The sequence below is a fragment of the Pseudothermotoga thermarum DSM 5069 genome, from assembly GCF_000217815.1.
In the GTDB taxonomy this organism is placed as follows: domain Bacteria; phylum Thermotogota; class Thermotogae; order Thermotogales; family DSM-5069; genus Pseudothermotoga; species Pseudothermotoga thermarum.
On record NC_015707.1, the window covers coordinates 979,352 to 1,002,398 of the forward strand.

The following is a 23,047-nucleotide window of genomic DNA, read 5'->3' on the forward strand; positions in this document are numbered from 1 at the left end:
TCGTCACGCCCACTATGACCATTATACATAATTTGTTTCTTTTTTCACATGTTTGCTCTGATTTCGCGGGTTGTTTCAACGACAATCAAAGCAAACGTTTCACAAAGAAATTAAAGAGGCTGCCGTGGGCAGCCTCACTTTTGCTATTGTTTCAGCACCTCGTCCCACGTTGTAACTGGCCAAGCTGTTTTGAACAATTCTTCAACAGCAGGTTTTGCTTTCTCTCTTAACTGTTGTGCAACGGTTTCATCAAGAGTTAATACTTTCATTCCTTTGGCTTTAAGTCTTTCGATTATATTGCTTTCGTTTTCTTTCAATCTTTGTGTAGCCCAGTTGCATGCCTCGGTCATCAGATCAACCACCAATTTTTGATCATCTTTTGAAAGCTTATCAAAAGTCGGCTTGTACATCATAACCCAACCGACACCACAAAGGTGGTTTGTCAAAGTCAGATAAGATTGAACTTCGTAAAGCTTGAAAGACTCAATTTGTGTTAAATCACCTTCAGAAGCTTCTGCTCTTTTTTCCTTCAAGGCATTGTACAGGTCGGTCAACGGAACTGTCACAGGTGTGGTACCAAGAGCTTCCCAGATCTTCACCCATGTTGGTACAACTGGCAATCTCAGTTTCAGACCTTGTAGATCTTGCAATGATGTTATTGGTTTGTTGGATGTGAATTGCCTATAACCGCGGTAAACTGTTCCAAGGCAAATCATATTGCCTTTCTCTGCAATCAAAGATTTTGCTTTTTCTCCTATGGGTCCGTTCCAAACCCTCAAGAAATGTTCATAGTCTTTTATGACGAAAGGCGCGTTTACAAAAAAGTACTCCGGGGCAAAGACCTCGACTGGACGACCACCAGTGAATTGCAGATCTGCAGCTCCTGAGGCACACAAATTGTTTGCTTCTTCTTCGGAAACTTGGCCTGCTGAGATCTCCACAGTGATCCTTCCAGAAGTTCTTGTTTCAATCAACTCTTTGAATTTTTCAGCGGCCTCAACCAAAATATGTCCTTTCTGAAACGGCGAGACAGCTTTAAGAACGATTTGTTGACCAATTACGGTAGCAACTATCAGGATATAGAGTGCCAAGATAACCAACAGTTTTCTCACAAATATCCCCCCTTGTATTAAAATAAGTTGCTCACACTTTCATTTTGGATACTTCACAACAGTTTTATTTTTCTTCCTTCTTCTGCTGACAAATAAGCAGCGTACATTATCTTGGTGGTTTCTTTCGCAAGTTCAAAACCACTCAGCGGTTCTCTATCTTGCAAAACAGCTAACGCGAAATCTTTCATCTCTTGAGGATAACCTCTTGTCCAAAATTCATCAGCAGATGGAAAGCTGTAGCCTGCCTTTGTTTCAAGCTTTTCGGATATGTATTCGTTACCCCAAACCTGATCGTTTGGTCCGTAAGCAATCATCGAGTTGTTTGGAGTGATATTTGCGATTACTATTCCCGTTGAACCATATATCTCTACTTTGTTCTTAACACCACCAAGGCTTACATCTGTAGAGAAAACCGTTGCTTTAGAACCATCTTCAAACTCAATGACAACCAATGACCAATCTTCAACATCAAACCAATCTTTCACGACATAACAAGGTTTGTCTTTGAGAGAATCTGATTTGGTAAGAAAGGCAATCTCTCCATAAACTGATACAGGTTTTATCGGCTTTCCATTTTTCACAAGTCCTTCAAAAGCTTTCAAATCAATTACCGCTGCTATTGGATGTGAACCAAGCCGCATCAAACTACCTCCGCCCGAAGTTCTCCATCTACGAGAATATGCAGCTTGTGAGCCAGAATGACTGCATTCTGCTCTGATATCAAAAACGAACATTTGAGAAGATTCTATCAATCTTTTCATTTTCATTATTGCTGGTGCATACACCCAGTTTTCTGCGTACATGAACTTAACTTTTGACTTTTTTAGCATTTCTTCTATTGATTCAACTTTTTCTAAGACTTTTTTATACATGTGTGCCTTTGAAATTTGTGTTCCGATAGATTCCACCTCAGGGAAATCTTCACCAAAATATCCTGTTAATGGTTTCTCACATATTATGTGCTTTTTATTTTCGCACGCGCATTTTATAACCACATCGTGAAGATCCGTTGGGGTACAAATATCCACAATATCTATTTCGTCGCTTTGGCATAACTGCTCAAAATTGTCAAAAACTATTGGGATGTTATATTGTTTTGCAAAGCGCTCAGCGTTTTCTCTTCTTGAAGCACATACACCTTTTACTTCAATCAAAGTATCGTTTTCTTTGAATGCTGCTACGTGAATCTTTGCTATAAAACCAGCCCCGACCAAACCTATTCTCACCTTCTTCATCAAGATCACCTCACAAAACAAGTAAGAACGGTCTAATAAATTCCATTCCATTGACTTCAATTTTTATAGTTGGAAAGATAAAAGGCTTTGTTATCATGATTGGTCCAGAATGCGTGGCTATAAACCCATCTTCAGATTTTGTTCCACTGATCGTTGGATTCCAGCAGAAAGCTTGATTGTTTCTTATTATTTCTTCAGTTTGAGGAGTTACTCGAATATCTCGAGCGTAATAACCCATTGCTCCTCCTTGATGATGAAGCCTCCATTCACCGTGGTATCCTCGCTTTTCGTATTCCTCTATCGCAGCAAGAACAGGTTCATTCATTTTCTTTCCTGGTTTAGTTTTTTCAATCATTATGCATTCAATTTCAATATTGTCTTTGTACTGCTTTATAAGATCTTCTGGTGGCTTTCCAAAATGAACCATCCGTGTTATGGTGGTTATCAATCCTTTATATCTGGCGTTTACGGAAACCATCAAAAGCTTTTTAACTTTTTTAGTTGTTGGAATAGGATGTCTGTACAGTTTTGCTCTTTCATCCGCAGCTACCATGAATCCAGTTGGATCTATTCTGTATTTCCAAAGTTCTTCACTTATTCTTCCTGCTATCTCACATTCCATATCGCCGGGCTTGGTGAAAAGCAAAACACTTTCCAATACTCTTGATAGTTTTTCACCAAGGTAAAGATAACGCTCAATTTCTGGTTCCAAGAGCTCATATCTGAGTTTGTTAATCTCTGGTTCCATATATTTCAAACCAGAAATGTTAACATCGCAGCCAATTTCACCGTTTTTTACAATTTCTCTGACAATCTGCAACTCCTTGTTCTCATACCATTCGTATTCGATCAATTTGAAACCCAGTTCACCTACTTCTTCATCTCTCATTCGTGGTGCTTCTATTTTGTTGGCTATTACGTAACAATCATCGTAAGTTATTAACACAGAACTAACCCCAATTTCTGTTGCTATACCTACCATGTTTAAACCTCCAGCAGTTATCCAAGAGAAATTCGCTTGTTTTTTGAGCAAGATGGCCGAAAGTCTCTCCTGCTCCATCAAAGCTCTAACTTTTCTGAGTTTTTCGTTCACTTCTTGTATTCGCTCCACGGTCATGCCTCCTTTTTCTTAAAAACAAAGTAGTTAATCAATGGAATAGCAGCCGAGACAATTGCAAGCAGCAGTAAAGTCAAGGATATTGGACGTCTGAACAATACCGTCCAGTCGTTTCGAGCTGTGAGAAGTGCTCTGTTCAAATTCTGCTCTGCCATTGGTCCAAGGATCATCCCCAGAACAAGTGGTGGTAAAGGAAAACCGTACTTCTTCATGAAATAGCCAATAATTCCGAAAACCAGTGCCACACCAACATCGAAAAAGTTGTTGCGGAGTGAAAAAGAACCAACAACCGCAAGAACAAGGACTATTGGCATCAGATACTCATCGGGAATCCTCAGAATACTTGGTGCGAACATTATGGCAAGAAAACCGCAGGCTAGCATCATAAACTGAATAACAAACCAACCTGCAAAGAAGGAGTATATTACGTCAGGATGCTGGGAGAACAACAGCGGTCCTGGCTTAACACCTATCAGTATAAGTGCTCCCAACATGACTGCTGTTACGGCATCGCCGGGTATTCCAAGTGAAAGAGTAGGAACCATTGCGCCACCTGTTACAGCGTTGTTCGCCGTCTCACAAACAGCGACACCCTCTAAGGCACCGCTACCAAAGTTGCTTTTATTCTTCGACCACCGTCTCAACTCATTGTATGCAAGGAAGGTCGCAATGGTTCCCCCGGTTCCTGGTATGACACCGATAATGGTCCCTATTATCGATCCAAACAAGATGGGGATTAACAACGAACGAAACTCTGCGGCAGTGAGCCATAAACCACCTGTCTTCACTGCCATCTCAGGTTTCTGGCTTCTATCCAGCCTTTCCAAAACTTCTGAAATGGCAAAGACTCCAATCAAGACAGGCAGAAATTCTATGCCGTTTGCAAGTTGATCAATTCCCAAGGTCAAGCGTATCGTGCCTCTAATGTTGTCAATCCCTATCATCGCAAGCAAAAGTCCCAAAAGACCTGAAATAGCACCTTTGAGCAAACTCTTACCCGAAACACTTGCGATTATCGTAAGTCCAAAAACAGCCAGCGAAAAGTACTCGGCCGGTCCAAATTTCAAAGCCATCTTAGCAAGAACAGGAGCCAAAAAGATCATGCATATTCCGCTTGCAAGTCCTCCGAAAACCGATCCTATAAGTGCTGCGCTAAGTGCTTTCCCTGCCTTGCCTTGTTGAGCCAAAGGGTATCCATCGATGGCTGTGGCAGCAGCTGAAGGAGTTCCAGGAGTTCTGATCAAGATAGCCGAAATCGAGCCGCCAAACATTGAAGCGCAGTACATACCGGTGAGCATCAGCAAAGCGCTTTTCGGATCAAGATAATAAGTGAACGGTAGAAGCAAGATTATTCCCATTGAAGAGGTAACTCCCGGAAGTGCCCCTACGACAATCCCTCCTAATACTCCTAGGAGCATTAAGAAAAGATTTGAAGGCAAAACAGCGATTTTCAAACCTTCTATCCAATAACTTATCATCATTTGTCATCCCCTTGATCAAAGAGAAAAAGATGGCAATAAAACCTTGAAAACTTGAGTGAATACGTAGTAGATGACGATAGTACTCAGTACACTAACCAGCACATTCAATAGGAATTTCCGTCCACCGAATAAGTAAATTGTTCCAAATATCAGAAATGGTGTTACTATAAGAAAACCTAGTTTGTCAAGAAGAAAAACATAGAGAAAGAACATGACTCCCAGGAAGGCTATCTTTTTCAACACTGATAACTTAAAAGTTTGTCGCAACTGCGGCTTTACAAACAATCCTTTGATGGCTAATCCAATTCCGCAAATCATTAGACAAATTGTTATAAGTTGCGGAAAACTAGCAGGACTTAGTCCAATTTTGGCAGGCTTGATACTAAGAGTATCCAAATAGAAAACCAATCCAATTACAAAGATCACTAGGCCCGAAAGAAAATCGCTGTTTTTAAATCCCACCTTGATTGACACCCCCACCCCCCGCCATCAAAGGCGGGGGAAAGAATCATTTGCCATATTTATTACCAAGTTTTTTCTCTTTCATCAGCCTTTCCCAATAGTCGTTTTGTTGCTTAACAAATTGAGCAAAAGTGGCTGAATCCATGTAGGAAATTATATTTCCCATCTCTTTCGCTTTGGCCTGGAATTCAGGATCATTTATACATTTGTAGAAGATATCATGCAGTGCTTGAACAATTTCCGCTGGTGTACCTTTTGGTGCCGCAACTCCTCGCCACATACCTAACTTGAAATTGATTCCAAGTTCAACAGTTGTTGGTACATCTGGGAAAACATCGAGTCTTTTTTCGCCTAAAACTGCTAGGACTCTAAGTTGACCTGCTTGAACATTTGTCACACCTTCTGGGGCTGCAGCCATCACTGCATCGATATGCCCACCAACAAGTGCTGTGACAGCTGGTCCGCCTCCTTCAAATGGTACATGCGTAAACTTAACTCCTACGAAATCTTCAAAGGCAACTGCCACTAAGTGGTTCCCTCCTCCTGCTCCACCATTTCCCATTGTTATTGCTCCTGGGTTTGCTTTAGCTGCTTGAATGAGATCATTTAAAGTTTTGTAAGGTGAGTTTGCGTTTACAAGAATATAGCTTGGATCATGTACAATGTTTATAACGGGCACAAAATCATCGATTGTGAATTTTACTTCGTCCCAGTGCATTTTAACAAGTATTGGAAATGCAAAGGACAACAGTGTGTAACCATCTGGTTTTGCCTTCAAAAATTCCATTGTTCCAGTCACTGCGCCAGCACCAGGAATATTTCTGATCACAAGAGGTTGTCCATTTGCATATTTTGGGAAAACAGCCGCAATGGCTCTGAAGATCAAATCTGTTGCGCCTCCAGCGGACCACGGAATGATGATCTCTACCGGTTTTGTAGGAAACTGTGCGAAGAGCATCCCAACAGCTAAAATGCCAACAAGTACCATAAGAAGGCCATTTCTTCTCATAACATCACCCCCCTTTGATTTTTTTCATAACTTCACAAAAATATTTTCTATGAATTATTGGTTTTTGTGGTCATCCATAAAAAAATTTTATCATTCTTGCTACCGCATTTTATTACAAAATGGTTTCTTATATGTGGCAAAAACATAATATTCGTAAACAAGTTGCATAATAACTAATGTTGTGTTAAATAAATTTGATAACCAGAGAGGGGAAATAACATTAAATTCCCACCTATTCGTTTAGTACATTACTTTACATTGAACAATAAAATGCCAATTTAAGCGGAAAGATAAGATAAAATATCATGTGAAAAATATACAAAATGCGAAGCAAAAAGATTCTTACGACAGAATCGTTATAAGCATACTAGATGAAAAACTGCTGGGGGTTGAAGAATGCTCAAAAGGACCTTTCTTCATTTTCCAAACGTTGGTGAAAGACGAGAAAAACTGCTTTGGAAATATGGTTACCTTGACTGGGAAGATATTATCAATTTACCACCACCTTCAGGTTGGAGCCGCTTTTGGCTTGAGTGGCAAAAGGAGGCAGAAAGATCTTTGGTAGCATTGGATCAAAAAAATTCAGAATACTTTGCTCTTTCTTTGCCCACATCGCACTGGTGGAGAGCTATTCCGGAGTTTTTAAATGAAGCTGTATACTTGGACATTGAAACCGATGAGAAAATGGACGTTACAGTCATAGGTTTAGCGGATAGGACAACTTACTACGCATTTTTGGAAGATGAGGAAATTGACAAAGTGTATGAAATAATTTTCAATGCCAAAATGCTTGTGACCTACAATGGTAAAAACTTTGATGTACCTATTTTGAAAAAGAAATTCAAGGATTTGAAATTTCCAATTCTTCATATAGACCTTTGCCCATTGTTTCGAAGGCTTGGTTATAAAGGTGGTTTAAAAGCCATAGAAACTCAACTTGGAATAGAGCGTTCCCATCAAACTCAAGGTTTAAACGGTTGGGATGCGGTTAAATTATGGCAAAAATGGAAGTATTTTAAAGACAAGCAGGCTTTTGAAACGCTTTTGATGTATAACTATGAAGATGTGGTTCATTTGAAAAGCCTCTTGAAAATTGCCTACGAAAAACTTTGGAAAGCCACAATTGAATTAGTTTGAGATTTTTAGAATTCTCTAAACAGATTTTTGACAGAATAATTGAATAACTTTATAATATAGTTGAACAATTGTTCAACTGTAGGTGATAAAAATGAAAGCCAAAAACATTTGTGACATAAACAAAATTCATACAAAAAAGATACAGAAAGCCTTGCAAAATCTTCCTTCTGAAACAGAGATAAACGAAATGTCGGTTCTGTTTTCAACCTTGTCAGATCAAACTCGATTGAAAATCCTTTATGCTTTGCTTTCACAGCAACTTTGTGGTTGTGATCTTGCGAAAATCACCTTGGTTTCGAAATCAGCCGTATCCCACCAAATGAGGATTTTAAAGATGACGAAGCTTGTTAAAGCCAAAAGAGTGGGTAAACAAGTTTTTTACTCGATAGCCGATGAGCATGTGAAGCAAATCTTGTTGATGGCTTTAAGCCATGTTAGGGAGGAAGAAAAGTGAGACGAATTTACAAGCTGAAAAACTTGTGTTGCCCCAATTGTGCCAGGAGAATAGAAGAAACTATCAAAAAAACGAAAGGTGTAAAAAGCGTAAAGTTGAATTTTTCACTTGGAATTCTGAAAGTGGAGAGTGAAAAGGAAATAGATGTTCGCCGAATAGTAAAGTCTATCGAAAATGAGGTTGAAATACAAGAATTTCATCAAAAGAAAAATCATTTAGAACTTTTTGTATTGTTTTCATCGCTATTGTTGTTTGCTGCAAGCTTTGCTTTCAAATCTCCTTATGTGGCTATTTTTTCATACATCATATCCGGTTTTTCGGTGTTTAGAAAAACAGTGAAGAATGTTTTTACAAGAAGTTTAAAAACCATTTTTGATGAGTATTTTTTGATGAGTATTGCAACCATTGGGGCGCTGATCCTAAAAGAATATCATGAAGCTGCAGCAGTGATGGTCTTCTATCGATTTGGTGAATATTTGCAAAGTTTGGCAGTCAACAAATCTAGAAAATCTATTGAGGATTTGATAAACGCTATGCCAAAGTATGCTTGGCTTTTAGAAAATGGGCAAATTCGCAAAATTTCACCAGATAAGCTTGAAGTAGGCCAAATTATTTTGGTAAAGCCTGGCGAGAAAATTCCAATCGACGGTATAATCGTCGAAGGTAAAGCAATGGTTGATACTTCTCTTGTAACCGGTGAATCTTTTCCGCAATTTTTTGAATCACAGCAAGAAGTTAAAGCTGGTTTTATCGTAAAAGATTCGCCCTTAAAAATTAAAGTAACAAAACGCTATGAAGATTCAACTGCGACAAGACTTGTTCAACTTGTTGAAGCTGCTACAGAAAGGAAATCTAGAGTTGAAAAAGCTATAACAATTTTTGCAAGATACTATACTCCGATAGTCCTTGTTGTTGCATTTTTGACTTGGCTTTTCCCAGTTGTTTTTTTCAATCAACCATTTAAAGTCCGACTTTATCGAAGTTTAGTGCTTTTGGTTATATCCTGTCCATGTGCGTTGATGCTAGCTGTTCCACTTACATATTTTGCTGGTTTGGGTAAGGCTTCGAAAAACAAGATACTCATAAAGGGAGCAGACCTCATAGACACTTTGGCCAAAGCAAAGGTGGTTTTGTTCGATAAAACAGGTACTTTAACGGAAGAACAACATGAAATTGAAAAGATAGAGGTAACCGGCGAAATATCTTCCGAGCAACTATTGCGTTATTTAGCAAGTATTGAGAGATACTCAAATCATCCATTTGCAAAAAGCATAGTTGAAGCTGTTGGACAAGTAAATTATCCAGTCCAAAATTTGGTTGAGCTTCCTGGAATGGGAATAAAAGGGTTGGTTAACGGTGTAGAATTTCTTGCCGGAAATGATAGGCTTCTTCATCTTGAAAATGTTAAACATCCAAAATGGGTTTGCGATTCTGATCAAAAAAGCTCCATTCACACCGCCGTGAACAAGAAATTTTCTGGTAGTGTCTTTCTCAGGGAGAAGATCAAAAATTCTACAAAGGAAGCCATTCAAAAACTCAAAAACTTAGGAATAACCGTAAAAATGCTGACAGGAGATAAAAAAAATTCCGCTGAAAAAGTGGCAAAGCAGCTTGGGATAGAATTCAATTCTGATTTGCTTCCAGAAGAAAAGTACAAGATCCTAGAAAACGAGAAAAAATCAGGGGTGATTATCTTTGTGGGCGATGGCTTGAACGATGTTCCAAGCCTTTCAAAAGCAGACGTTGGAATTGCGATGAACACTGCTGACAACGAAGCGGCATTGGAAATTGCAGATGTTGTAATAGCCGATGGCGAACCTATAAAAGTTTACGAAGCCATTGAAATTTCAAGAAAAACGCGCAGAATAGTGGTTGAAAACATTGTGATAGCGATCGGTGTAAAAATCCTTTTCATACTTCTTGCAACAACAGGTACTGCCACCATGTGGCAAGGAGTTTTTGCCGATGTAGGTGTGGCTTTACTTTGTGTTTTAAACTCTATGAGAATTTTGCATTAAAAAACGATTTTCACATTCTCCAAATCTCGTAAGGTGATTTGAGGTAGTTGTGAAACCTTGCCGTTGTCCCTTCTTTGACGATCTCTCTGAAAATGTACATCGAAGGTCTGGGAGTTAACTGTTTGGTTTCATAATCTGTTTCAGCCAAACCAAATCTCATGGTGTAACCTCTTGCCCATTCGTAGTTGTCAACGATTGACCAATGAAGGTATCCTCTGACGTCAATTCCATCCTCGATAGCTTTTTCAACTGCGTACAGATGTCCAACAAGATGATACGGTCTTAACCAATCTCTGCAGTCAGCAACCCCGTTTTCCGTCACCATCAAAGGCAGTTTGTACCTTTCGTAAAATGCTCTCAAAAGTTTCAACAAACCTTCTGGATACGTTTCCCAACCAAAGTCGCTGACTGGCCTAAAGTCTTTTGAAAAGCCGCCGGGAGGACACGCATAGCCATAACCTTCCAAAATTTTCCAATTCAAAGCGATTTGTCCAAAATTCATCGGTTCAATTCTCTCAATCACCGTTCTTGTATAATAATTGACACCGAGAAAATCGACCTTTTCTCTCATATCTGGCCTATCTTGGAACAGCAATGAACCGTTGATTATCGAGTCCAAAAACATATAGTTCATCATGTACATCGCATTTTCTTCGATTTCTTTATCCCCGTTGAGAGTTTCATAGATTGAGGAAGCATAAATGATTCCAACAGGTTTTTCTGTGAGAAATTTGATTGCGTCGTAAGCCCTTGCGTGAGCTTGTGCTTGGTTGAAGAGGCTTTTCAAGTACATTTCTGGGCTGAAGTAAGAAGGTGGAAAGCCTCCTCTGGTCATGATGTAACCCATCTGGCTAACAACGTTAGGTTCATTCATAGTCGTGTACATGTCCACAAGATCGTCAAACTTCCAGGCAACGTATGCGGCAAACTTTGCAAATTCCACAACTGTTTTCTCGTTGACCCATCCGGTTTTCTCTGTTGGAATACCTCTGTGAACTGCCATTGGATCGTGGATCCAAATTGGAAGGGTGAAGTGAGCCAAGTTCAAAATCAACCTTAATCCTCTTGACTTCATATCCTTGAAGATTTCTCGATAATGCTCAACAGCGGATTTGTTGGCGATTTCGTCCAATTTTTCTAAAGAAGTTTTGTCGATCTTCACTTCTCTTATTCCGTTTTCGCTCACGACGTGAACTGGAACATCGAAGGTCGGTTTTGGAAATATCCTTGACCATTCGACGTTAACCCTCAAACAGTTCATGCCAAAATCCACTGCAAGTTGGTGAAGGTTTGCGTAGTTTTTCCAGTAACCAACTCCGTATTCAGGAAGGTGTCCACTGACAGTCCCCGTGAAGAGATTTTCCGGTTCTCTTACCCAAACAAACCAATCGGTGTTTGGATCAACGTCATCTTTACCATATCCCATTTCAACTTGAAAACCTGCCATCGACGCACCGAAAAGAAAATCCTTTGGAAACATACCTCACACCCCCACTTTTTCAACTTGTTCGGAAAGTTTTTGCATCTTTTCCTCAAGAATTTGAACATCCTTGGCAAAGCAAAAAGCCAGAATGAACAGGATCGCTGAACAACCAAACCAAAAGTATGCGGATAATTTTAAAGCTGCACCAAGCGAACCAAGGACAATCGACATACCTCCGCCAAACCATCTACCAACACCTGTTCCAAGAGAATCTGTCAGGTTGAATATCGAGAAAATCCTTCCTCGATCCTGCGGTTCGTTGACATTCAGTAGCATGAATTTGACATTTGGTCCTGTTAGACTGTCCATCAAGGCTGCAGAGAAACCTATCAAAGAAAGAACCAACAAACCGTTTCTGTAATCCATTGTCATCACAGTTAGCCAAACTCCAAGTGCTGTGGTTACCGCACAAAAGATTGGAACCAGCGATTTTGAGATCTTGTAAAGTCTTGCACCAATCCATCCTCCGACGACTATTCCAATGACATTTCCCAGCCCAAAGACCAGGAAAACCATTGTAGCCGCCTCAACTGTTAAACCTCGTTCTCGTCGGAAATATTCGATCAGGAAATAGGGAATGGCTCCCCAAGGTATGGTACCAGCAATGCCTTGAAGGAACAGATAAAGGTTCGTTTTAACCGAAACAAGTTTTGCATAATCTTTCAACTCTGGAAGCTTTGGGTATACATAACCTTTCTGGACCAATTCACCTATGCCTTTTTCAAACGCACCACGCTTTGGTTCTTTCAAAATAAATAAAGCAACGAAGGCAAGCACAACATTTGGAAGTGAGACCAAAATGAACGGAATTCGCCAGCCAAAAGTTGGTGCAACAAAACCTGCAACTGCCATTCCAAGGATGCCACCTATCGACATAGCTGATGATAGTAAAGCCACAACCTTTCCACGACTTATTTGATCATACATATCTCCAACCAAAGAGAAAACTATGGGAAACGATGCACCAACTCCTATACCAGTCAATGCTCTCCACATAAAGAATTGCCAATAGGTTGATGAAAAAGCCGTCATGAAGCAAGGAATCTCACCTACTAGAATCGAATAAATCAACAAATTTTTTCTGTTGTATTTGTCCGCAAGATAACCCCAAACAAGACTTATCAACGCTCCGACGATTGTAAAAACAGCTCCGATAAAACCTATCGCGGCATCGTCAACTTTGAATTCTGCTTGAATATCTCCAATGACAGGTGAAATCACCATTTGATCGGCGTTCAAAAGTACTAAAAGCACGAAAATAAAAAATGCCGAGATCCAATTTTTCAAAAAATTCACCCCTGAAAAATTTTGCCATAAGTTTATCTTAAAAACAAAGCACAAACAATTATGCCGGTTCCAACTATTTTAGCGATGCCAAACGGTTCGTGAAGAAAAACAAAGGCAAAAAAACTTGCAACTGCCGGTTTCAAGTAAACTGCAAAACTAGCTCTGGCTGGTCCAAGCTTTTCCATAGCCTTAAAATAGGTAACGTAGGCAAGTCCTGTCACAACAACAGAAGCGTACAACAGAACAAGCCATTTTGAAAAATCAATGCTTGGAAAGTTCATCTTTCCTGTGAAGATCAATATCATTCCATAGAGCAAGCCTGAAAAAAACATTGAATATGCGTTGGCTGTTAAAGAACCATGCTTTATGGTTAGATCTCTCATCAACACTGTATAAAGCGCAAATGTGATAGACGATAGCATTCCCAACACGATTCCGAGTGCGCTATCACCTGCCATCTTTCCGTAAGAAAGAATCAAAAGGCCTAACAAACCGATTATCAAACTTACGGTCTTTTTAAAGCTGTACTTTTCTTTTCCCATAGCGATGGCAAAAATTCCAACGAAAAGCGGATTTGTTGCAACCAAAGTCGCAGCCGTTGAAGCGTTTGAATGCTTTACAGTCAATTGCAGCAGTGTAAGTGAAACGATCACGTTGAGAGAACCAACGACGGTTAAGGCTAATAGGTCTTTGAATTTCACACGCTTTCTTGCAAGCATCAAAAGAAAAAGCCCACCGACAGTTGCCCTGAAAAAGGTGAGAAAAAATGGATCAACAACTCCCATGAGAGGCTTTGTCAAAACCTCAAAAGACGACCAAGCAAGCAGTGTTATAAGCAAAAACAAATAGCTCAAAGGTTATCCCTCCGTTTCTTTGTTCATTTCCTCGATTGCTTCCAAGAAGATTTTAACCACTTTTGGGTCAAACTGCGTACCGCTGTTTTTCAAAAGCTCTTCTTTTGCCTGTTCAATCGTCATGGCTTTTCTGTAAGGTCTATCGGATATCATAGCATCGAAGGCGTCTATCACACATATTATTCGCGATTCTATCGGTATTTGATCAGCTTTCAATCCCTCTGGGTATCCCTTTCCATCGTACCTTTCATGGTGGTACATAACGATTTTTGCTATTTCATCAAGTCCCCCAGCTTTTAAAAGTTGTGCACCTATCACTGGATGGGTTTTAACCTTTTCATATTCCTCTGGATCGAGTCTGGAAGGTTTATTCAAAATCTCTTTGTCCACAGCAAGTTTTCCTATATCGTGAACCAAAGCTGCCCAGCTAACAAGTTCTGCTCTTCTTTGATCTAACCCTAATTTGAGAGCCACTTCTTTGGAAAGCTTTGCCAACCTTTTTGCGTGATCTGCAGTGTGAGGTTCATAAAGTGATAGGGAAGAAATCAAAACGTTGATCACTTTTTCGGAGAGTGATTCTCTTTCTTTAAAATATTCTCGAATTTGCATAAATATGTTAAAAAGTTTGGCAATAGCATTTAAAAACTTGATCTCTGCTGAAAGTAAGGGGGATTTTCTAGTTATCAGCAAAGCTAGTTGTTCATTAATTGACAACATCGTTGTTGACTGTTGGCTGAAAACCATACCTTGTACGAATTCTAGTTTTATGCCTTTAGTGTTGAGAATACGAACATCAGCATCTTCAAATACACTCAAGAGAGTGGCTTTTATTTCTTCTTCTACTTTCTCTTCATTACATATAGCTATATCTGCGAGTTTTTCTAAACAATTTGAAAATTTCTCTGTGGAGTTTTCCAATTCTTTTAGTAAACGCGAAAGTTCTTCGTTCATCGCATCAAGTTCTTGAATTTGAGCTTGTAGTTGTTCATTCATCGCAAGCAGTTGTTGATTCATTGCTTCTATTGTTTGTGCACGTGCGTCCAACTCTAAATTTGCTAAATTAAGCTCTTTTTCCTTTTGGTACAATGCTTCTTTTGCGCTTGTTAGCTCTTTGCTCAAACTTTCGATTCTTTCATCACGTTCTGCCAATTCACTTTTCATTGCTGCCGCCATCTGTTCTGTTGCTTTTAACTTTCTTTCGAGAACATCTATTTTTTCAGTTTGTGCTTGTAATATGGTTTTGTAAATTTGAAGATCATGTTTTTCTTCGGAAAGCTTACTTTCAGGTTCTGTAATGTCGCTGATTCTTTTGGCCAAGACCTTTTTGGTTTTGAATAGTTTGATCCACGACAACACCAAAGTTAAAGCTAAGGCGCTTGTAATAACTATGAGTACGACTGTCACTTTCTTCTGCCTCCTTAAACTTATATAATTTAAAAAAGCCCCTATAAGGGAAAACCTTATAGGGGCCTTGCAGGCAAGCATACTTAAGGTCAACAACTTTTAAAAATTTGAATTTTCGGGTTTGTTCTACCAATGATTGAGCTATTGCAGAAAGCTCTTCTGTAGAAGCACTCACTTGCTGGCTTGCGTCTGCTTGTTGTTTTAAAGCAGTGTTCATATCTTCAATTTGTCGAGCTATTTCCGTAACTGCGTTTGTAGCATTTGTCATTGCTGCGCTTATCTCTTCCGTGGATGCACTTAATTCCTCCGCGCTTGCCGCAACACTTTCTATCATTCCTGTTATTTCTTTGATTTCTTTCAATATGTTAGCTATCTCTGCCTTAACTACTGCCGATTGCTCAACTGTTGATGCAACCTGCTTAATGGACTCTTGTGAATCTCTTGTTGCCGTCTGCGCCGATTCGTAAATCCTTTCAAGTATCGCCGCTATCTTTTGTGTCGCGCCCTTGCTTTCTTCAGCAAGTTTTCTTATTTCATCCGCAACAACTGCGAAACCGCGTCCAGCTTCCCCTGCTCTTGCTGCCTCTATTGCCGCGTTTAACGCCAGCAAGTTCGTCTGTTCAGCTATGCTGTTTATCGTGTCAACTATTTGACTTATGTTCTTGGCATCTTCCATGAGCCTACCTAAGGATTTGTCTATTTTGTCACTTCCTACTCTAACAATTTCTATCAGTTTGTCTATTTGCATTACAGCTTGTTCACCTTTGTCAGCTGCCACTTGTACTCTACCTATTTTTTCAGTCAAACCTTGAGCAGCTTTTGACAAATTCTGTGCGCTTGCCGATATTTCTTCAACCCCAGAGTTAACCTCCTGAGCCGAAGCAGATATGTTTTGAGCATTTTTGTCTATGTTTGTCATTTGAGCTGACAATTCTTCGCTGGTAGCACCAACTTCTTCAGCTGCACTTGCAAGATTTTGAGCGGCAGAATTCACCTGCTCTGCTGCTTCACTAATGTGCGAGAAAGTTTCCCTAAGTGTATCTGCCATTTGTTGTAAAGCTTGCGCCATCTGTGCGATTTCATCTTTACCCTTTGCTTTGAATTTAACCGTCAAGTCGCCTTTACCAAATTGCTCGGCAGCTATTGCAAGGTTGCGAAGAGGTTTCGTCATGCTGTTGCTGAACAAAAGTATTACGCTGACAGCAACTGCTCCGATTATTCCAGAGTATAAGGATTGAAGTTATGACAGGTATAACCAGTCCTAAAACTTCCCTTTCAGGGATGCTCACAATAAAAGACCAACCTTCGGCTGCTTTGATCGGCGCGTAGAAGGTATACTCGACAACGCCGTCTTTTGTCGTTATCTTTTGATATCCAGTTTGTCCGGCAAGCATCTTTTTACCTGCTTCTTCAAGACCTTTATAACCCTGCGCAGATGACCGCAGAACGTTCAAGTTCATCACAACGTCTTTATTTGGATGTGCGATAACTAACCCACTTTGATCCACGATCCAACCGTAGCCAGCTTGACCGAATTTGACTTCAGAAGCGATTTGCCTGATAGTATCAAGTGGAAGAGTAGCACCAAATAAACCCAAAAGTCGACCATCAAAAGATCTAACGGGAACGCTCACAACTATGACGTACACATTTTGTGAAACCCTTGAAAGTTCAGGATCGCTCAAAGCATACTGTTTATTATTTCTAAAGATATCCAAGAAATATTGAGTGTTAGCTATGTTTATAACCGCGCCAGCAGTGGTGGAAGCGGTTCCATCTGGATAAGCGATGAAAAAGGTTTCAAAGTGTGGTCTTGTTTTCAACATTGGTGGAAGATACTCTTGCATCAACGATTTCCAATCACCTGTTAATAATGCGTTCCTTACTTCCGCTGTTTCAGCTAAGATCTTGACTTCTTTGATAATCCCTTCAAACCATCTATCGACTATGTCAGAACCCTTTACGCCAATTTCTTGGCTGAGGTTTGTCACGATCTTTTCAAAGTTTGAGTTGGCAACAAAATAACCAATTACAGCAGCTACACAAAGTAAGGCGGCAATAGGAGCAAGAAGAAATGCAAGCATTTTACCGCGGATACTCATAAAAACCTCCTCTTTTTTGAGATGCTTGTTTTTGTCGCTAGCTTTTTCTTGATCATAATCTATCAAAAAAAAAAAAAAATTTCCATTTTGTTAAGATTGAATTAATTTAAAAGATCAATCTATCGTAATTTTAATGACAACAAACCCTTAAATTTGAAAGTTATTTTGGTTTTTTTGAAAGTTAACTAAATTTAAAAAAAGAAAAACAAAATCTATGGTCGTCTATTATAATAGTTTTGATAACTTTTCAATTGGAGGGATTGCTTTGGCAAAAAGGCTTGCGGTGAAAGATAGAGAAAGGTGCATTGGTTGTTATTCATGCATGTTTGCATGCAGCAGAACTTGGCATAACGCCATTGGTATAGAAAAATCTGCAATGCGGGTGAGAAACTATCCGGGCGTTGAAGGAGCTTTTTCCGTCAGAGTTTGCATTGGCTGTCTGAAACCAGAGTGTGCTCAAGCTTGTTCCACAGGGGCTTTAAGACTTTCAAAAAGAGGTTTTGGGGTTGAACTTGAAAAAGAAAGATGCATTCACTGCGGCAAATGTGTTAAAGCTTGCAGCATAGGATCGCTTCAATGGGACGAAGAAACCAAGATGCCTTTGGTTTGTCATCATTGCGGAGTATGTGTCTTATTCTGCCCAACAAATGTTCTTGAGATGAGAGAGGTGAAGATAAATGTATAGAATGCTTGAAATAGATTTATCAACTGGCTTGACAAAAGTAAGTGATTTAACAGAACTTTTCAAAACTTTCATCGGAGGAACGGGTGTTTTAACGTATCTTGCCAGCCAAGAGCTTACAAATCAGTTGAATCCTTTTTCACCGGACGCTCCCATTTATTTTGCAATAGGGCCTTTCAACGGTTATTTTCCAACAGCTTCAAAAGCAGTTGCAATTTTCAAATCTCCCCTTACTGGCGATTTGGGTGAATCTCATGCAGGCGGAAGATTTTGGATGGAAATGCTGGCAGCAGGTTTTCATGTTATCAAGATCAAAGGTCAGGCTCCTGAACCAGTTTATTTGTCGATTGACAATGAAGAAGTAAGAGTTGTTTCTGCAAAAGCATTGTGGGGGATGAGCACCCTTGCGACAGAAAGAATTTTAAGAGAAAGGGAAGATGCAAGAAAAGGTAAAAAGAGTATCTTGCGAATAGGTCCAGCTGGAGAAAGATTATCACCGATAGCTTGTGTTGTAGTGGATTCTTCAAGGCATTTTGGACGTCTCGGACTTGGGGCCGTCATGGGCTCAAAGAATTTGAAGACGATAGTTATCTCTGGAAATAGATATCCAAAGATTGAAAATAAAAGACAGTACCAAGTTTTGTACGAAAAAATTTTCAAAGAACTTGTTTCTTCCGAAACAACTTACAAGTACCGTGACCTTGGAACTGCTGCAAACGTTTTACCGCTTTCCAAAATCTACGGTCTTCCAACGAGAAATTTCAGCCAAGGAATTTTTGAAAGTGCTTACAGAATAAGCGGAGAATACTTTGCAGACAATTATCTGGCCCAACAAATTTCTTGCGCACATTGTCCAGTCGGTTGTATACACGTCGCTGTTCACAGAGAACTTTTCAGCGACCCACATATGTTCAAACATGCAAAAGTCAGTTACGATCACGAATTGATATACTCGCTTGGTTCAAACCTTGGGATTGCCGACGCAGGACAAGTGTTGAAATTGATACAATTTGTCGAAAAACAAGGCTGGGACGCAATCAGCATAGGTGTAGTGCTAGCTTGGGCTACAGAGGCTTTCCAGCAAGGAGTTATTACCCTTAAAGAAACAGAAACACCTTTGAGTTTTGGTGACTTTGAAGCTTACATGAAGACTTTGAGTTTCATAGCGGAAGGGAAGAACGAGTTTTACAGAGACCTTGAAAAAGGAGTTTATTATTGTGCTGAAAAATACGGCGGAAAGGAGTTTGCAATGCATTTCAACAAAAACGAAGCGCCAGGGTACATGACAGGTCCAGACGCCTTTGTTGGCTATGCCGTTGGGGTCAGACATTCGCACTTGGATTGTGCCGGTTACAGTATCGATCAAAAGTACCTTGGGAGACAAGCTGATATCGAGAAAGAAGTCAAAGCAATGCACGACGAGGCAACGTGGCGAGTGGTTACCAACAGCTTGGTGACTTGTTTGTTTGCAAGAGGAACTTACACGAAGGAAATCGTTGTAGAATGTTTAAAATACCTTGGATACGATTTTGACGAAGAAAAACTCCTTGAGCTTGGAAAAATCATTCATGGAATGAAGTTTTTGGTTAAACATAAACTTGGCTTCAGCTTCGATAAACTACAACTTCCAAAGAAATTGACAAAGGTTTATACCTCCAGGGGTATGATTAAAGAAGAAGATTTCATAAAGCGAGTGGAACTTTACAAAAAGCTTGTCGAAGAGGATATGGAAAAAGCGAAAGAATTTCTCACAAATTTTTCAAAAAATGAGGATGTGAGAATATGAAATTTGCAGATACGCACGCACATTTACACTTTCCTCATTTTGAAGAGGACAGAGATCAACTGATAAAGCTTTTTCCATCCAAGGGCGTTGAATTTGTCATAAACGTTGGGATTGATGTTGAAGATTCTAAGAAAGCCGTTGAGCTTGCAAAAAAATATGAACGCATCTATTGTTCTGTTGGTGTGCATCCACACGAGGCTGGTAAAGTTAAACCTGATTATCTTGAAAAGCTCGAAGAGCTTACCAAGGAGAAAAAAGTTGTTGCAATAGGAGAAACCGGTCTTGATTATTATCGAAACTTTTCTTCCAAGGAAGACCAAACAAAGGTTTTCAAAGAACAGCTTCTTCTTGCAAAAGAATTGGATTTGCCTGTGATTATACATATTCGAGATGCTTACGAGGATGCCTATAAAATTCTTTCCGAAATTGGTCTGCCTACAAAAGGTGGCGTAGTTCATGCCTTTTCAGCTGACAGCGATTGGGCTTTAAAGTTTGTTCAGCTTGGTTTATTCATCGGAATAGGAGGTCCTGTGACTTATCCAAAAAACTTGAGTTTAAAGTCCGTTGTTCGAGCCGTTGGGATTGAGAACATTTTAACCGAAACGGATTGTCCGTACCTTCCTCCTCAACAACTTAGGGGCAAAAGAAACGAACCTTCTTATATTCGACTTGTACTTGAGGAGATAGCAAAAATATTGGATGAGGACGTTGAACAAGTGGCGCAAATAACTCTTGCAAATGCCAAAGAACTTTTTCTAAGTTAAACTCGTTCGATACCAAAGTTTTTCTTCATCCAAAGAACCGAAGGCATTGAAACAACAATTGCGGAGAAAAACAAAATCGCCGATATTGCAAAAACAAATCCATATCCCAACCTTGAAGCAACCGTAGCCGAGGCGATCGGTGTGAATATTCTTGTCAGTATGTTGAGACCTTGGAAAAACCCTTCCCACCTACCAAGTTGTCTTGGCGCAACTTGTTGTTTGATGGTTTCCTTTGCAGGGAACCAGAAAATAAAACCAATTCCCATGAGCACGTGTGAAGTGAAAAAGAGAATAGGATTCTGTATAATCCAGATCAGGAAATTGGCGGCTATCGCGGATGCCCCAAAAATAAGGTTGAACGATGGGTGACTTTTTACCTTACCCTTCCAAAAGATAGAGGTAGCAACCGTTGCAGAAAAAACCATTTCAAAGAGAAAAGGAGACCAGGCGGGCATTTTGAAAAGATCGATCAAGTAATACGAAATGATGAGAAAACTTGAAAAATTGAAAGCTGTGTAGCACAAATATTGATGCAACATTATGGAAAAGAAGATCTTAAGCCCAGTTGAAGCTATGACATGTTCAGAGTGCACCGTCGAACCGCTTTCAACTTTTGGAAGAATGAACAAATACGCAGCTGAATAGAAAACGTTTGCAAAGAAGATCATGAAGAATATCGATCTTAGAAAACTTTGACCTTGCATCAGTGGGGCGAACACAAAAACGAACAAAGCGTATGCTATAGCCTTTGTTGATTCGGTCATGAAAAACTCGAGTGAATATATAATTTCTCGTTGTTTCGGTGGAAACAAAGCCCTTTCGTACATGACAAGACAGGGGTAAAAGATGTCCGTGAAACTCAAAAACAACTGTGCGGCGGCAAAGGTCCAAACGTTGGTGCACAAACCGTATAATAAAGAACCGATACCGAAAATAGCCCTTGAAATTGCCAAACCGTACGTTGGTGGAAGCTTTTCAAACTTTCTTCCAACAAAGTAAGAAAGCAACGCTTGTAAAAACGAACTCAAACTGAACAACCATCCAACGCTTTCCAAGGATATGTTCATCAAATTCCCAAGCGTTGGAGCTGCGATCAAAGCGGAAAACGAAAAACCATTTATGCTGAATAAGATGAGAAATTTTTTGACATCTTTTGGCAGTTTTTCCCACGTCACAGGGATCACCAATGTGTATGTTACTATGGCGAACAAATTTTGGCAAGGAAATGCAGGGCAAAATTATTGTCAAGCAATGTTCATCTTTTAGAAACTTGATTGGTACAAAGGTGTTGTAGTAAAATTGAAGCTGAACCAAGAAAAGTTCCGGCGTAGCTCAACCGGCAGAGCGGGTGGCTGTTAACCACTAGGTTGGGGGTTCGAGTCCCTCCGCCGGAGCCATGAAGGGCTGGCAAATTCGCCAGCCCTTTTTTGTTACTATTCAACATCTTGCACGTTTGCACAAGTTTGCTATAATCTGCAAAAAAGAACTCTATTAGGGGGAAATCTTGTGACTAGAAAATTCATCGATTATTTTCCCGAACAAGTTGCAAATATTCAGCAAGTTGGAAGAAAAGCCTTGGAGCTTTTTAAATCCTTCGGTTATGTCGAAATCATGCCGTCGACTTTTGCAGAATATGAGCCAAGCGGACTTTACGAAAACACTATTAAGTTTGTAGATGCAGATGGTAGTGTGATGATTCTTAGAAAGGAGTTCACACCAAAAGCTGCTGAAATGGCTGTTAAGTACAACGGAAAGTATCCCATCAAGTTCTGCTATTTTGGAAGAGCATACCAACTTTTTGCAAAGGAAGCCGGGGAACTGAGGGAATTCTATCAAGCAGGATTGGAGCATTTCGATGTTGTGGACGATGTTTACGCTGACGTTGAGGTCATAGTTTTAGCAATAGAAAGTCTTTTGAGACTTGGGTTTGAAAACTTTACCGTTGACATTGGGGAGGTCAATTATTTTAAAGGAATAGTGGAAGCAATAGGACTGGACGACGGATCGTCGGAAGCTTTGTGTAAACTCGTCGATAACAAAGATTACATAGGCATAGAGAACTTTTTGATCAAAAAAGGACTTTCAAGTAAACTTGTTGACGTTTTTGGAAGACTAACACGACTTTATGGAAAGTGGGAAAAAATAGAATTAGCTTATCAATTCGCGAAGAACGAAAAATCAAAAAGGGCGGCCGAAAGGATAAGGGAAATTTACACGAATATTTGCAAGCTTGGTTATGAGAAATTCATCTCTGTGGACTTTGGTATGGTGAAACACCTTGATTATTATACAGGAGTCATTTTCTCCGGATATCTTGCAAACGTAGGTTATCCTATTTTAAACGGTGGAAGATACGATAATTTGTGTGAAAAGATGGGGAAAAAGCTGTATGCAATAGGTTTTGCTTTGAAGGTCGATGTTTTAAGTTCCCTTTTGAAAAATTCGAAAGATTTTCCAAAACATGCGATATTTTTCGATCAGGATAGTTTCACTTCAGCTGTAAGATACGCTCTGCAGAATAAAGACAAGTATTATTTCTACACACATCCGACTAATTACAAAACAGCCTTGATTTTGGCAAAGCAATTTGGATTTGAAAGGATAACGTATTTTTCTTCCAACAGCCCGGTGGTTGTCGATTTAAAAAACGGAGGTTAGAG

At 39.7% G+C, this 23,047-nt stretch carries 20 protein-coding genes and 1 tRNA gene; 8 read left to right on the forward strand and 13 right to left on the reverse strand.

Features of this window, described 5'->3' with window-relative positions; genetic code table 11:
* Window positions 1–143: 143 nt before the first annotated feature.
* The 6 genes from THETH_RS05075 to THETH_RS05100 are packed head-to-tail and all read right to left on the reverse strand — an operon-like array spanning window position 144 to window position 6,416.
* A complete protein-coding gene (locus THETH_RS05075; protein WP_013932305.1) occupies window positions 144–1,112 on the reverse strand; it encodes a TRAP transporter substrate-binding protein in 969 nt (322 codons plus the stop codon).
* 53 nt (window positions 1,113–1,165) lie between these two features.
* Complete coding sequence (locus tag THETH_RS05080; protein WP_013932306.1) at window positions 1,166–2,347, reverse strand: Gfo/Idh/MocA family protein; 1,182 nt, start codon at window positions 2,345–2,347, stop codon at window positions 1,166–1,168.
* 10 nt (window positions 2,348–2,357) lie between these two features.
* Window positions 2,358–3,458, reverse strand: a complete 1,101-nt coding sequence (locus THETH_RS05085) for a M24 family metallopeptidase (RefSeq protein ID WP_013932307.1) — start codon at window positions 3,456–3,458, stop codon at window positions 2,358–2,360.
* Between the two features lie 2 nt (window positions 3,459–3,460).
* Window positions 3,461–4,945 (reverse strand): tripartite tricarboxylate transporter permease, encoded by a 1,485-nt coding sequence (locus tag THETH_RS05090; RefSeq protein ID WP_013932308.1) that lies wholly within the window; start codon window positions 4,943–4,945, stop codon window positions 3,461–3,463.
* Window positions 4,946–4,960: 15 nt separating this feature from the next.
* Window positions 4,961–5,419, reverse strand: a complete 459-nt coding sequence (locus THETH_RS05095) for a tripartite tricarboxylate transporter TctB family protein (RefSeq protein WP_013932309.1) — start codon at window positions 5,417–5,419, stop codon at window positions 4,961–4,963.
* 34 nt (window positions 5,420–5,453) lie between these two features.
* On the reverse strand, window positions 5,454–6,416 hold the full coding sequence (locus THETH_RS05100; protein WP_013932310.1) for a tripartite tricarboxylate transporter substrate binding protein: 963 nt from the start codon (window positions 6,414–6,416) through the stop codon (window positions 5,454–5,456).
* Between the two features lie 396 nt (window positions 6,417–6,812).
* Between THETH_RS05100 and THETH_RS05105 the strand changes: the two genes are divergently transcribed.
* The 3 genes from THETH_RS05105 to THETH_RS05115 all read left to right on the forward strand — a co-directional run bounded on the left by THETH_RS05105 (window position 6,813) and on the right by THETH_RS05115 (window position 10,025).
* The gene (locus THETH_RS05105; protein WP_013932311.1) at window positions 6,813–7,553 is read left to right on the forward strand and encodes a ribonuclease H-like domain-containing protein; all 741 of its coding nucleotides are present in this window, start codon (window positions 6,813–6,815) and stop codon (window positions 7,551–7,553) included.
* Window positions 7,554–7,644: 91 nt separating this feature from the next.
* Window positions 7,645–8,007 (forward strand): ArsR/SmtB family transcription factor, encoded by a 363-nt coding sequence (locus tag THETH_RS05110; protein ID WP_013932312.1) that lies wholly within the window; start codon window positions 7,645–7,647, stop codon window positions 8,005–8,007.
* On the forward strand, window positions 8,004–10,025 hold the full coding sequence (locus tag THETH_RS05115; protein WP_013932313.1) for a heavy metal translocating P-type ATPase: 2,022 nt from the start codon (window positions 8,004–8,006) through the stop codon (window positions 10,023–10,025). Before THETH_RS05110 ends, THETH_RS05115 begins: the two co-directional genes overlap by 4 nt.
* 10 nt (window positions 10,026–10,035) lie before the next feature.
* On the opposite strand, the gene bgaS is transcribed toward THETH_RS05115, so the two are convergent.
* The 6 genes from bgaS to THETH_RS10910 form a co-directional block, all read right to left on the reverse strand.
* Complete coding sequence (bgaS, locus tag THETH_RS05120; protein WP_013932314.1) at window positions 10,036–11,505, reverse strand: beta-galactosidase BgaS; 1,470 nt, start codon at window positions 11,503–11,505, stop codon at window positions 10,036–10,038.
* Between the two features lie 3 nt (window positions 11,506–11,508).
* Complete coding sequence (locus THETH_RS05125) at window positions 11,509–12,783, reverse strand: MFS transporter (RefSeq protein WP_041446588.1); 1,275 nt, start codon at window positions 12,781–12,783, stop codon at window positions 11,509–11,511.
* Between the two features lie 44 nt (window positions 12,784–12,827).
* Window positions 12,828–13,649 carry a DMT family transporter gene (locus tag THETH_RS05130; RefSeq protein ID WP_013932316.1) on the reverse strand — a complete coding sequence of 274 codons (822 nt, stop codon included), beginning with the start codon at window positions 13,647–13,649 and terminating at the stop codon, window positions 12,828–12,830.
* A 3-nt stretch (window positions 13,650–13,652) separates the two neighbouring features.
* Window positions 13,653–14,822 carry an HD domain-containing phosphohydrolase gene (locus THETH_RS11045; protein WP_322785262.1) on the reverse strand — a complete coding sequence of 390 codons (1,170 nt, stop codon included), beginning with the start codon at window positions 14,820–14,822 and terminating at the stop codon, window positions 13,653–13,655.
* A gap of 109 nt (window positions 14,823–14,931) precedes the next feature.
* Window positions 14,932–16,224, reverse strand: coding sequence for a methyl-accepting chemotaxis protein (locus THETH_RS10905; protein WP_245530567.1), 1,293 nt, complete (start codon window positions 16,222–16,224; stop codon window positions 14,932–14,934).
* On the reverse strand, window positions 16,175–17,155 hold the full coding sequence (locus THETH_RS10910) for a PDC sensor domain-containing protein (protein WP_245530569.1): 981 nt from the start codon (window positions 17,153–17,155) through the stop codon (window positions 16,175–16,177). Before THETH_RS10910 ends, THETH_RS10905 begins: the two co-directional genes overlap by 50 nt.
* A gap of 265 nt (window positions 17,156–17,420) precedes the next feature.
* Between THETH_RS10910 and THETH_RS05145 the strand changes: the two genes are divergently transcribed.
* From THETH_RS05145 to THETH_RS05155, 3 genes are read left to right on the forward strand one after another with little or no spacing between them, the layout of a single operon-like run.
* The gene (locus THETH_RS05145) at window positions 17,421–17,840 is read left to right on the forward strand and encodes a 4Fe-4S dicluster domain-containing protein (protein ID WP_013932318.1); all 420 of its coding nucleotides are present in this window, start codon (window positions 17,421–17,423) and stop codon (window positions 17,838–17,840) included.
* Window positions 17,833–19,623 (forward strand): aldehyde ferredoxin oxidoreductase N-terminal domain-containing protein, encoded by a 1,791-nt coding sequence (locus THETH_RS05150; protein ID WP_013932319.1) that lies wholly within the window; start codon window positions 17,833–17,835, stop codon window positions 19,621–19,623. Before THETH_RS05145 ends, THETH_RS05150 begins: the two co-directional genes overlap by 8 nt.
* The gene (locus tag THETH_RS05155; protein ID WP_013932320.1) at window positions 19,620–20,387 is read left to right on the forward strand and encodes a TatD family hydrolase; all 768 of its coding nucleotides are present in this window, start codon (window positions 19,620–19,622) and stop codon (window positions 20,385–20,387) included. Before THETH_RS05150 ends, THETH_RS05155 begins: the two co-directional genes overlap by 4 nt.
* Here the strand turns inward: THETH_RS05155 and THETH_RS05160 are convergent.
* Window positions 20,384–21,562: an MFS transporter gene (locus THETH_RS05160; RefSeq protein WP_157723307.1), complete on the reverse strand. Its 1,179-nt coding sequence runs from the start codon at window positions 21,560–21,562 to the stop codon at window positions 20,384–20,386. The two genes, THETH_RS05155 and THETH_RS05160, sit on opposite strands and share 4 nt — an antisense overlap.
* 146 nt (window positions 21,563–21,708) lie before the next feature.
* On the opposite strand from THETH_RS05160, the gene THETH_RS05165 reads away from it, so the two are divergent.
* Both THETH_RS05165 and THETH_RS05170 read left to right on the forward strand, forming a co-directional pair.
* Window positions 21,709–21,784, forward strand: a tRNA-Asn gene (locus THETH_RS05165).
* A gap of 109 nt (window positions 21,785–21,893) precedes the next feature.
* The gene (locus THETH_RS05170; protein WP_013932322.1) at window positions 21,894–23,045 is read left to right on the forward strand and encodes an ATP phosphoribosyltransferase regulatory subunit; all 1,152 of its coding nucleotides are present in this window, start codon (window positions 21,894–21,896) and stop codon (window positions 23,043–23,045) included.
* Window positions 23,046–23,047 lie beyond the last annotated feature (2 nt).

Bases quoted from the DNA above. Each gene is read 5' to 3' on its own strand.
- THETH_RS05110 (WP_013932312.1), top strand. From the start codon at position 7,645: ATGAAAGCCAAAAACATTTGTGACATAAACAAAATTCATACAAAAAAG.
- THETH_RS10910 (WP_245530569.1), bottom strand. From the start codon at position 17,155: ATGAGTATCCGCGGTAAAATGCTTGCATTTCTTCTTGCTCCTATTGCC.
- THETH_RS11045 (WP_322785262.1), bottom strand. From the start codon at position 14,822: ATGGCGGCAGCAATGAAAAGTGAATTGGCAGAACGTGATGAAAGAATC.
- THETH_RS05105 (WP_013932311.1), top strand. From the start codon at position 6,813: ATGCTCAAAAGGACCTTTCTTCATTTTCCAAACGTTGGTGAAAGACGA.
- bgaS (WP_013932314.1), bottom strand. From the start codon at position 11,505: ATGTTTCCAAAGGATTTTCTTTTCGGTGCGTCGATGGCAGGTTTTCAA.
- THETH_RS05090 (WP_013932308.1), bottom strand. From the start codon at position 4,945: ATGATGATAAGTTATTGGATAGAAGGTTTGAAAATCGCTGTTTTGCCT.
- THETH_RS05080 (WP_013932306.1), bottom strand. From the start codon at position 2,347: ATGAAGAAGGTGAGAATAGGTTTGGTCGGGGCTGGTTTTATAGCAAAG.
- THETH_RS05155 (WP_013932320.1), top strand. From the start codon at position 19,620: ATGAAATTTGCAGATACGCACGCACATTTACACTTTCCTCATTTTGAA.
- THETH_RS10905 (WP_245530567.1), bottom strand. From the start codon at position 16,224: ATGACGAAACCTCTTCGCAACCTTGCAATAGCTGCCGAGCAATTTGGT.
- THETH_RS05150 (WP_013932319.1), top strand. From the start codon at position 17,833: ATGTATAGAATGCTTGAAATAGATTTATCAACTGGCTTGACAAAAGTA.
- THETH_RS05100 (WP_013932310.1), bottom strand. From the start codon at position 6,416: ATGAGAAGAAATGGCCTTCTTATGGTACTTGTTGGCATTTTAGCTGTT.